This is a genomic window from Paraburkholderia sp. GAS334, from assembly GCF_050436625.1.
In the GTDB taxonomy this organism is placed as follows: Bacteria; Pseudomonadota; Gammaproteobacteria; order Burkholderiales; family Burkholderiaceae; genus Paraburkholderia.
On the sequence record NZ_JBNDMO010000070.1, the window covers coordinates 1 to 9,339 of the forward strand.

Here is a 9,339-nt window from a genome sequence, read left to right on the forward strand (position 1 = left end):
GTCTATGTGTCGAGCTTGTCGAAAAGTGTCGCGACGGGTCTGCGCGTCGGCTTCGTCTGTGCGCCGCGCGAATGGGTTCCCCAGCTCGAACGAGCGATCCGGGCGACAACCTGGAACACCCCGGCGATTATGACGGCGATTGGCTGCGGCTGGATGGAAGACGGCACGGTGGCTCGGCTTGAAGAGGAGAAGCGACGGGATGCCGCGATGCGTCAGGGCCTTGTCGCCGACATTCTGGGCCAGTTGAAGAGGGTCGGCCATCCCTGTTCGTACTTCGTGTGGCTCCCTCTGGCGCAGGAGGTTCGCGCGGACGCGATTGCGATGGCGTTGATGCGCGAGCGGGTTTCCGTGTCGACAGCCCTGCCGTTCTCGACGTCGGCTCATGTGCCTCACGCCATCCGATTGGCAATCGGGTCCGTCGACCTCGCCACGCTCACGCGGTCCCTGGAAACGGTGGCCCGGGTTATTGCCGAACGGACCTACTGACCGGCAGCCGCGCCAGCACCTGCCGAATGTCGCTCTCGAAGCGGCTCAGAAAGTCGGCGCGTAGCCTTACGCAGCGATCAGGCGGCCCTCTTCGTCCGGACTGAGCACGACTGGTATCGTGCGGGGCACCTGCACCGGCTGGATCCGCGCCATCAGGTCGGGCTCGTGGAGTGTGATCTCGAAAGAGAACTTTAGTCCGGTGATCGCGGCGTTGAGCGAAATGCGCGACGTGCCGTGATCGACCAGGTGCAGCCATTCCGGACCAGCACAGGGAATGACCGACAACTGACTGCGCTTCAACGGCCCTGGATCAACCCCGCGTTCAACCCGAACAGCCGCCACTCCGAAAGCGCATACGTTTCGAACACGCCCTCAGCGTGGTACGGGTCCTCTAGCAACAGCGCCATCGCTTCGTCTTTCGACTGCGCCCGATAAATGAACAGCGCGCCCGAGCCGTCTGCAAAAGGGCCCGCCATGATCAGCTCGCCGTCCGCCTTGATCGTCCGTGCATACGACTGGTGCGCCGGCCTCACCCGCTCGACGTGCGAGAGGTCCGAAACGTATTTCGCATAATTGACGTAGGTTCGCGCGGCGTGCGCGTCCGGTTCGACTGGCGTAGCGCCAGATGCACGCGGTGCTTTGAGCGGAACACGCCGATCCGCCGGGACGAGCGAGGCAGCGAGCAACTCGACGTTGCTGTCGAGCACGGTCCACTCAGCCAGGCGATAGTCCGCAATCGCACCTTTCAGAACGAACGGATCTCTTTGCGCTAACGTCTCGGCTTGCTGTTCCGACGCGACGTCATAAACAAGCAGGACGCCGCGAGGCCGCCCGTCGTCGTCAAGCAGCGGACCGCCCATCACTAGCCGATCGTGCTCGCGAAGCGCATCCGCATAGGCTTGATGCTCGGCTCGGGACGCGTCCACCCTGTCCCGGTCCTGAACGTACATCGCGTAGTTCACGATTGTCATTGGGCCCGGATCTCCTGAGAGCACCTCAGAAAGCGTGGGAAGCGAAGACGCCGGCCCTTGCAGGGGGATGAACAAGGTTCGCAATTATGCTCTGCAGCGCATAAGCGCGTACCTTGTTCGGCCCCCTTCTACAGCGACAAGTACAGCGTGTTTCGCAAGACGGGGGCGAACAAGGATGGCAACAGCGTGACGCACTTTGGCCGGGCGATGTACGAGCTGAACATCGACACAATCTGTGCAAACAGCAGTTCGGCCAAGGGGCGTGTCGAGCGCGCCCACCTGACGCTGCAGGACCGGATGGTGAAGGAAATGCGGTTGCGCGGCATCAGCACGATCGCTGAGGCCAATGCCTGGGCGCCCTCCTTCATGGCGGCCTACAACGCGCGTTTCGCAAAACCGCCGAAGAGCGACTTTGACGCACACCGGCCGCTGCGGGCTGACGAGAACCTTGACCTCGTGCTCACGTGGCGCGAGCCGCGGAAGGTGACGAAGGCGCTGACCGTGCAGTACGACCGTGTTCGATATTTGATGGACGATACGCCGGAGAACCGGCGGCTGATCGATCGGTATATCGAGGTGTGGGAGTACCCGGACGGGCGTATTGAGATCCGTGCAGATGGCAAGGCGATTGCGTGCCACTCATATGACCGGCTGACAGAAGTCGATCAGGGGGGCATCGTCGAGCACAAGCGTCTGGCTCACGTGCTCCAGGTCGCGCAGGTGATTCAGGCGCAACGCGATAACAGTCGGATCGGCAAGGCGCCGTCAAGAACGCATCTGGGCGCGCCGACCCGATCTCAAAGCCGCTCGCCGGACAAGAAGAAGCAACGCGAATTCACGCAGACTGACATCGAGCATGTGATCGTGGATCTTGCCCAGCAAAGACAGATAAAACCGCAACCCGCAAACCTGGCCGGTGGTCTGCAAGGTCAATCGAAACAGACGTCAGCGCCCTGCCCATTCACAACGGATCCTTCGACACTGCGTGATCAGTAACCCATGAAAGACAGACCTTTTAACCCTTAAAAACACGACATTTGTATTTAGCTGCCACCACGACACTTCAGAATGGCCTCGACAAGAATGTTACGGCTTTTTACTGTGTTTATCGGATGCACGTCGACACGACAGTCACCGTCAGCTGACGGTCGGCTACCGGGTCACGAAGTCGTTGACGGTCAGCCGCAGCGGTTCGTCGGGTCGCGCAAGTAACTTTCTTTGGGCGACCGCGACGATGCGGTTGCGACCGTTTTCAAACGTCCTGAGTGTGCGCGTTGCGTCCGCATTGCGTGGTAGCCAGAAGTGTTCTTCGAGTGCGTCACGTGCAACCGCGCCTTCGACCTCGCGCCCGCGGATCGACAGCATGAAAACCACAACGCGTCCGTCCGGCGAAACGGCGGGCGCGCGATCAAGAACTTCCATGAAGCACCTCGACGATATCATTCGCGGCCTTTGTATTCGTACTGCGCCGCGCACAAATAAATCTACCAGAAGTTGAAAGCAGCATGATCGTCTATGACGCAACGCTTCAACCTCACCAGGTACCCCTTATCGATAATCGCCAGGCGACGTACGTGCCCATTAATTTTTCAGGCGGCTGACGTGTTGCAGGCGGTTTTGTGTTTTGAGGTGTACGCGATCGACACAAACGGTTAGTTGCGTATTGGAAATCAACATTCTCCGTTAGGGTGAGCTTTTTCGGGAGTACGCGTGTACCACCATCTGGCGAGTGGTCCGGCACTACAGCGTGAAGACACCTACCTATAAGGCTGAATTTACCAGCGAGAACGCAATAGTCGTTTCTGGAGAAGCGTTCGTAGATCGCGGCGCGTATCGGTGACGACGTGAATGTAAATTGTGTCGTCGCGCACCTCATATATAACCCGATTCTGCCCGCTCAAGGCTTCCCGGAAATTCAGACCGCCGAAATCTGCAAGCTCAGCCGGTACATAACCGCTCTGTGGGAACTGCCTGATATTGCTAAACGTGACGGTCAATTCCGCGGACGTCTGCTCCCACGTCTCGGCACCGAAGCTTTTGAGGATGTAGCGGCGCAAATCCTTCGTATCCTCCTGCGCCTCGTCGAGAATCAGGAGCTTCAGCTTCGCCTGCCCCATCAGCGGATTTTCTCCTTCCGATCAAGGTCGTCGAGCTCGGCAAGAAACTCATCAGCATCCTTGAATTTTCCCTGCTCGATGTCCTTCTGGCCTAAGGCAAGGATCTTGAGCAACGCCAGCGTTTGCTGGGTGTCTTCGTAGCTTTGCACGTCCTGCACGACGAGCTTCGCCTCGCCATTCTGCGTAATGAGCAGCGGCTCGCCAGAAGCCGTCAAATCCTTGACGATCTGCGCTGCGTCGCTTTTCAGGTAGCTGATTGGCTTTACGTGGTCTGCCAGGCGCATGTCTGATCCTCCGTTCGTCACCACATACAGACCGAATATAGACTAAATTCGGTTTTATGCAAAGTCCTGAATCAGCCAGCAGCCTTACGATCGGTCGCGAGGAGGCTCGATTTGCCCGCCGATAAAATACGCTGCGGCGTTGGTCTCCATGAATGCGCCGCCCTGCCCTGCTTCGCCCGCCTCACCCGTCACAGGGCGAGGCAGCGCATTGGTCGGAGGCCTCACGTGTTCATGTGGCGGAACCAATCGACAAGCGGGCTACAACTGACAGTGCACAATTTGAACTAAAAAGTTCATTCATAAAACTTGATCATTCTTTTATGTCAAATACTTAGGATGCCGAAACAAACATCAAGGGAACAAAGTCGATCGCCCATGCCGGGAATCTCACTTGAATACCACATCCTATTGGGGGTGTCATAACGATTTGGACGTTTGCGTACGCCAGGGATCCTGAGGGCCTTGTCGCACAAGCGTAGCCATCAAGTCTGTTTTCAAAAGCCGATTGAGACATATTGCCTACCGCCAAGCCACCGATTTTATTGATTGTGCAATGCGGCTAACGTGCATTGTCGTCCGAATCTTGACGACACCTCGAGAAGGCGCCGACGGCGCGTTGATCATACGCAGTCATCGGCGGTGCGTGCTGTAGCGGACGCGATGTGGTGCCGGTCTATCGGGGCGGATGGTCCGGCCGGTCGGCATCGACAGCCAGGCGGACGTCGGCCACCAGACAGTAGCCGATTCGCGGCACCGTCTGAAAATGGCGCACGCCGGGGTCAAGTTGCGCGAGCGCGCCGCGCAACGTGCGCATGACCTGCGCCAGGCTATTCTCGCCGACCTCGAAGCCAAAGGCGCGCCAGCCGTCGTCGAGCAGCTGCCGGCGGCTGTACACGATGCGGGGCGCGCGCAGGAAAGGGTCAAAGATGCGGCTCGCCACCGGCGACAGGCCACGCCACACGAGCGGTCGCGCAAGCCGGCCAGCCGGCCTTGTGTCGCGTCAAACAGCCATCGCTCGTTCAGCACGTACCGCCGGATTACGTAATCCAGGTTGCGCATGCCGTGGCGTCCTTGAGGGGTAGCTTCAGAATTCGGACATTCATTCGATTCGATAGCCGCAACGCATCATCAACCGTGTGGAGCAAGCTGAGCCCGAATTTCTATCATAGGTCTCGCAGTCATAAAGCCCATCGTTTTCATAAATGAGTTGCGCAGTTCCCGAACGGCGCTCAGTCGCATCAAGTTGCAAATGACGGCGTTGGATAACGATTCTGGGGATCGTCGTCGCAACGCCGGGACCGTTCCGGTATCCAGAAACGGCACCGACTGCGACAGTCCAGAATAATTCCGCAAATCTACATAACTTTGGCGCTTATGATAGAAATTCGCGCCCAGCTTGCTCCACCCCCTCAAGGGTCGTTTTCGCTTCAACCGGATTCATACCACTACTTCGCCTGTCATGGTCCTGTTCGTACGGCGACCGCACGAGCGCGATCGCCGCTGGTTTCACTTAAAGAGCCGCCGGTCCAGCTCGAAGCGCTGCTTATGCAACACCACTACGTGCTTCATGCCCGGATGCGCTCGATTCAGGATCAGGTTGTCGTCACTCGGACAAACAACAGACGGAACCCGCATTGCAAGCCGTTTGCCGGCTTCGAGCCACTGCCTCGCCAGATCCACAGTCGACGCGGGATCGTGATCGAGCACGTTCCAGTCGTCCGGCAGATCCGGCACGTAAGCGCTCGACACAGCCCTGTCCGGCACTTCCAGCGTGACCAGATAGAAGTTGGCCACCGGAAGCAGGCCCGACGCATGAACACGCGCCTCGAGGACCGCTGTCGAAGCGTGGCAGCACGTATAAAGCACCGGCACCCCCCGCGGATTCCAGCGGCCGCCAGCCAGGGCAGCACCGTTGCCGCTCAGATCATCGGCCCGGTACTTGCCGTGCTTCTCTTTGGCGAGGCGAAACACCTTCATACGGTCACGCCGTGTTCGAGACGTATGAGAAGGTCACGCACACGGTCAAATCCCGTCTGCGTATCCAGCGTGTCCAATGGTCGTTCACCACCCAGTTCAACGTTCGGGCGCAGCAGCCATTCAGCCGCCAGCCTGCCGTCTTCGAGAACGTCCTTGGCCTGGGCGTAAATCAGCATCGTGCGCGCTGCACGGTCCGATTCGCTCGCGCTGAGCCGCTCCCCCTGAGAAATCTTGCGGTTGATGGTGCTGCTGGGAAGGCGCAGACTTGCGAGCAAGGTTTGCACCGGGATATCCAGCAACTCGGTGGCGATCCGGCTGACGATGACCGCCTCCATGCCGTCTCGAATCAGGCGTGACTGTTCGCTCGGGGCGAGGCCGAGGAAAAACGTGAGATCGTCTTCCTGAGCGCCGAGCCCGTTGGTGCCTATATGCGCGAGCCTAGCGGCCGTTGCAGACTTTGCCGCTGAAGCGCTGGACTTTGTCCGCCGTGAATGCTGCCGTCCTGCCACTGCTTCCGCTGTCATGATTTTCTCCCAAATGGGCAACGATTGATTCCCAACTGGTACAGTTTATTTTATTCCCAAACGAGAAGCAAGCTACTATCATTTGGGCAAAGAAGAAAACCCCCGGGGTGCAGGATGAAAACCAGACCCATCGCCGCCGCGCTGCTCACCGTGGCGGCGATCTTCGCTTCTGACGCCCACGCTGGCGACTTCTACAGTTGCATCGACCGGATGCCCCGCGTGGCGAACGACGACACTGTTGCGGTAGGAATGCCCATTACTGAGCACCCCCCGCGCAGATCCCGGCGTGCGCGATTCGCGCACCGGGCTCCTGCCTTGGGTATTGGAGTTGCCTGTATTTCGATGCAGTTTACCGGACTAGCGGCCTCTAGCGTTGGCGCCGGTTTGCGAGGTGGCCCCATTTAAATCCCTCACTAGATCAAATAGTTACTGTTTGAGTGTTTGTCGCCCCCGCGCCGACTATCGTCGGTTGCCGCGCGCATTTTGTGCCGCTACGCTGTTCGGCCCGTCTCACGCTCGCAGAGAAAACGCGATGGAGCACTGGCAACTGACGTATCTCGGCATGCGGCAGATTCCGCTCGAACTCAACGAGTTCGAGCTTGCCACGTTCTTCACGTTCTCGAGCAAAGAGCGGGCGTTGATCGACGCCCGGCGCACGCATCTTTATCGGCTCGCGGTCGCGCTGCATATCGGCTTTGTGCGCATGACGGGCCGCACGCTCAACGCGTACAGACAGATCCCGAAGACGTTGTGGATTCACCTTGGCGAGCAACTGGGTGTCGAGCCGCCGGAGCTCGGTACGCTACGTTCCCTGTATGACGGGCGTATCGATACGCTGGTCGACCATCAGATGCTCGCTTACTAGGCCCTCGGGTTCGGTCCGATGGCCGAGCATCAGCGCCGCTACGTCGTGCGCTGGCTCAAGGAGCGTCTGTCCGGCCGTCCCGAGCGCGGCCGGCTGTTGCATGAACTGAAGCGGTGGCTGTACGAGCACCGCATCCTGATTGCCCATGATCGGCAGCTCAAGCGGTTGATCGTACAGGCCGTCCAGGGCGTGGAAGCCGCGCTGACCGATACGCTGGCACGCGCCTTCGGCGCGTCGACGCTGGACGACTGGGGACACTTCCTGCCACTACCTGATGGGGAGCACGGCAGCCTGCAAGAATGGCTGTGGGCTGTGCCGCTACGCAACTCGACTCACCAGATGGGCGAGATTTTCACCAAGATCGATCGGCTGCATGTGATCGGCGTTCATGCCGACTGGCCGGCGGATTGCAACGACGCAATGGTGCGCCACTACGCGAGACGGTGCGCGAACCGTCCGCCGTCGGTCAGCAAACGGATCGAAACGCAGTCGCGCCGGCTCGAAGCCGCGTGCTTCATGCGCTATGCGTTGTGTGTAGCGTCCGATCAGCTGCTCGGTATGCTGCGCCACTGGATCCAGAAAGCCGTCAACGATGCCGCTCGCGAGATCGACGCCGCGCGTCCGGATCTGAAGGCACGCATCCGCGATTTCGCGACCGCGGTGAAAACGGTTGCACGCGACACGACCCTGTCTCGCGACGAACTCAGTGAGAAGCTGTGCACGCTGGCCGATCAGGCGCTCGACCCGCACCCGCCGAGTCGCCGGAGCCTGGTGCGGGCACACCTCATGGCAAAGCGGGGACAGGCGCGCGCGATGCTCGCCATACTGGTCCGTCTGCCGTTCGAGGCGCAGACCGCTCACCCGGTGATCGACGCACTGCAGGTCCTGCGCGGCCTTTTTGCGCGCAAGGCGTACACGCTACCGGATCGTGTCACGATCCGGCTCGGGCGCGGATGGCGGGAAGCGATTGACGGCTACGACCGGCACAAGGCCCTCTCGGCATTCCAATAGGCCACGCTGTTCGCCCTGTGCATCGCGCTGCGCAACGGGTCCATCTACGTCGAACACAGCTTCGCATTCCGCAGTCAGGCCCGGATGCTGATCCCGCCCGACGACTGGCGCGCGAAGCGCAACCATTACTACGGTCATCTGAAACTGCCGCAAGACGCGAAGGAATTCCTCGAAGCGCTGATCGGGCATCTTGATCTGGGGCTTGCCGTGCTGCGCGATGCGACGGTGCGTGGCGATGTGCGGATCGATACCGCGGTACACCTCGCTCCCTTATCCGCGCAAGGAACGGATGCTGCGCTGGAGCAGTTGCGCCGTGCGATCTTCGCTTCCCACCCGGGTGGCCAGCTACCCGAGATCATCCTTGAAATCGACAGCGCGACGCGCTTCAGCTGGTTGCTGCTCGGACGGGAACCGCGTTCACGCAGCGAGCTGTTGCTGGTGTATGCGGCGGTGCTGGCGCACGGCACGTCGTTGTCCGCAGCGGACATCTCGCGGATGGCGCCGGAACTGTCGCCCGCCGTAATCCGGCAGATGATGAACCGCATCGCTGACGAACGCAAACTGAGGCAGGCCGCCGACGCGGTGCTGGAATTCATGCTGCCCCACCCGATCGCCGCGCACTGGGGCCGTGCCGATCTGGCGTCGTCCGACATGATGTCGCTGGAGACAACGCGCACGGTCTGGCAGGCGCGCACTGATCCGCGTCGGCGCACAGCGTCGATTGGCATGTACACGCACGTACTGGACCGTTGGGGGATCTTCTACGATCAGCCGATTGTGCTCAACGAGCGGCAGGCCGGTGCCGCGATCGAAGGCGTGGTTCGGCAAAGCGGGACTGTCGACGTGGCCCAGCTCGCCGTGGATACCCACGGCTTCACCGATTTCGCGATGGGGCTCGCGCGGGCGCTGGGTTTCGACCTGTGCCCGCGACTCGCTCACCTGCGTGACCGGCGTTTGCATGTGCCGCAGCACTACGCCGTGCCCGCGGAACTGGTGGCCGTGACCGACTGCGATGTGGCGCGAAATGCATTACTCCGCCCGCATCGCTCCGGATCGACAAGGCCACATCACTCCTTCCCCCCGCCGTTGATCCCGCTTCCACTT

General features: G+C 60.4%; 8 protein-coding genes and 3 pseudogenes. 3 read left to right on the top strand and 8 right to left on the bottom strand.

Going from position 1 to position 9,339, the window contains the following annotated elements:
• The coding region (locus P3T21_RS37865; RefSeq protein ID WP_429260967.1) for an aminotransferase class I/II-fold pyridoxal phosphate-dependent enzyme at nucleotides 1-486 on the top strand (486 nt) is incomplete at its 5' end.
• 69 nt (nucleotides 487-555) lie between these two features.
• On the opposite strand, the pseudogene P3T21_RS37870 reads toward P3T21_RS37865, so the two are convergent.
• Together P3T21_RS37870 and P3T21_RS37875 are read right to left on the bottom strand one after the other, a co-directional pair.
• A pseudogene (locus tag P3T21_RS37870) lies at nucleotides 556-738 on the bottom strand (integrase); the annotation flags it as partial.
• A gap of 44 nt (nucleotides 739-782) precedes the next feature.
• Complete coding sequence (locus P3T21_RS37875; RefSeq protein ID WP_429260968.1) at nucleotides 783-1,457, bottom strand: YciI family protein; 675 nt, start codon at nucleotides 1,455-1,457, stop codon at nucleotides 783-785.
• A gap of 126 nt (nucleotides 1,458-1,583) precedes the next feature.
• Between P3T21_RS37875 and P3T21_RS37880 the strand changes: the two are divergent.
• A pseudogene (locus tag P3T21_RS37880) lies at nucleotides 1,584-2,446 on the top strand (ISNCY family transposase); the annotation flags it as partial.
• Nucleotides 2,447-2,609: 163 nt separating this feature from the next.
• On the opposite strand, the gene P3T21_RS37885 reads toward P3T21_RS37880, so the two are convergent.
• From P3T21_RS37885 to parS, 6 genes are all read right to left on the bottom strand, one after another.
• A complete protein-coding gene (locus P3T21_RS37885) occupies nucleotides 2,610-2,879 on the bottom strand; it encodes a DUF1488 family protein (RefSeq protein WP_429260969.1) in 270 nt (89 codons plus the stop codon).
• 353 nt (nucleotides 2,880-3,232) lie between these two features.
• The gene (locus P3T21_RS37890; RefSeq protein ID WP_429260970.1) at nucleotides 3,233-3,574 is read right to left on the bottom strand and encodes a type II toxin-antitoxin system RelE/ParE family toxin; all 342 of its coding nucleotides are present in this window, start codon (nucleotides 3,572-3,574) and stop codon (nucleotides 3,233-3,235) included.
• Nucleotides 3,574-3,858 carry a type II toxin-antitoxin system Phd/YefM family antitoxin gene (locus tag P3T21_RS37895; protein WP_007182990.1) on the bottom strand — a complete coding sequence of 95 codons (285 nt, stop codon included), beginning with the start codon at nucleotides 3,856-3,858 and terminating at the stop codon, nucleotides 3,574-3,576. Before P3T21_RS37895 ends, P3T21_RS37890 begins: the two co-directional genes overlap by 1 nt.
• 673 nt (nucleotides 3,859-4,531) lie before the next feature.
• A complete protein-coding gene (locus P3T21_RS37900) occupies nucleotides 4,532-4,798 on the bottom strand; it encodes a winged helix-turn-helix domain-containing protein (protein ID WP_429260971.1) in 267 nt (88 codons plus the stop codon).
• Nucleotides 4,799-5,364: 566 nt separating this feature from the next.
• Nucleotides 5,365-5,835: an RES family NAD+ phosphorylase gene (locus P3T21_RS37905; RefSeq protein WP_429260972.1), complete on the bottom strand. Its 471-nt coding sequence runs from the start codon at nucleotides 5,833-5,835 to the stop codon at nucleotides 5,365-5,367.
• Nucleotides 5,832-6,359, bottom strand: a complete 528-nt coding sequence (gene parS, locus P3T21_RS37910; RefSeq protein WP_429260973.1) for a type II RES/Xre toxin-antitoxin system antitoxin — start codon at nucleotides 6,357-6,359, stop codon at nucleotides 5,832-5,834. Before parS ends, P3T21_RS37905 begins: the two co-directional genes overlap by 4 nt.
• A gap of 532 nt (nucleotides 6,360-6,891) precedes the next feature.
• Between parS and P3T21_RS37915 the strand changes: the two are divergent.
• Nucleotides 6,892-9,252, top strand: a pseudogene (locus P3T21_RS37915) (Tn3 family transposase); the annotation flags it as partial.
• Nucleotides 9,253-9,339 lie beyond the last annotated feature (87 nt).

What these genes read in the sequence shown, in the direction of transcription:
- P3T21_RS37875 (WP_429260968.1), bottom strand. Translation starts at nt 1,457, where the DNA reads ATGACAATCGTGAACTACGCGATGTACGTTCAGGACCGGGACAGGGTG.
- P3T21_RS37885 (WP_429260969.1), bottom strand. Translation starts at nt 2,879, where the DNA reads ATGGAAGTTCTTGATCGCGCGCCCGCCGTTTCGCCGGACGGACGCGTT.
- P3T21_RS37890 (WP_429260970.1), bottom strand. Translation starts at nt 3,574, where the DNA reads ATGGGGCAGGCGAAGCTGAAGCTCCTGATTCTCGACGAGGCGCAGGAG.
- P3T21_RS37895 (WP_007182990.1), bottom strand. Translation starts at nt 3,858, where the DNA reads ATGCGCCTGGCAGACCACGTAAAGCCAATCAGCTACCTGAAAAGCGAC.
- P3T21_RS37905 (WP_429260972.1), bottom strand. Translation starts at nt 5,835, where the DNA reads ATGAAGGTGTTTCGCCTCGCCAAAGAGAAGCACGGCAAGTACCGGGCC.
- parS (WP_429260973.1), bottom strand. Translation starts at nt 6,359, where the DNA reads ATGACAGCGGAAGCAGTGGCAGGACGGCAGCATTCACGGCGGACAAAG.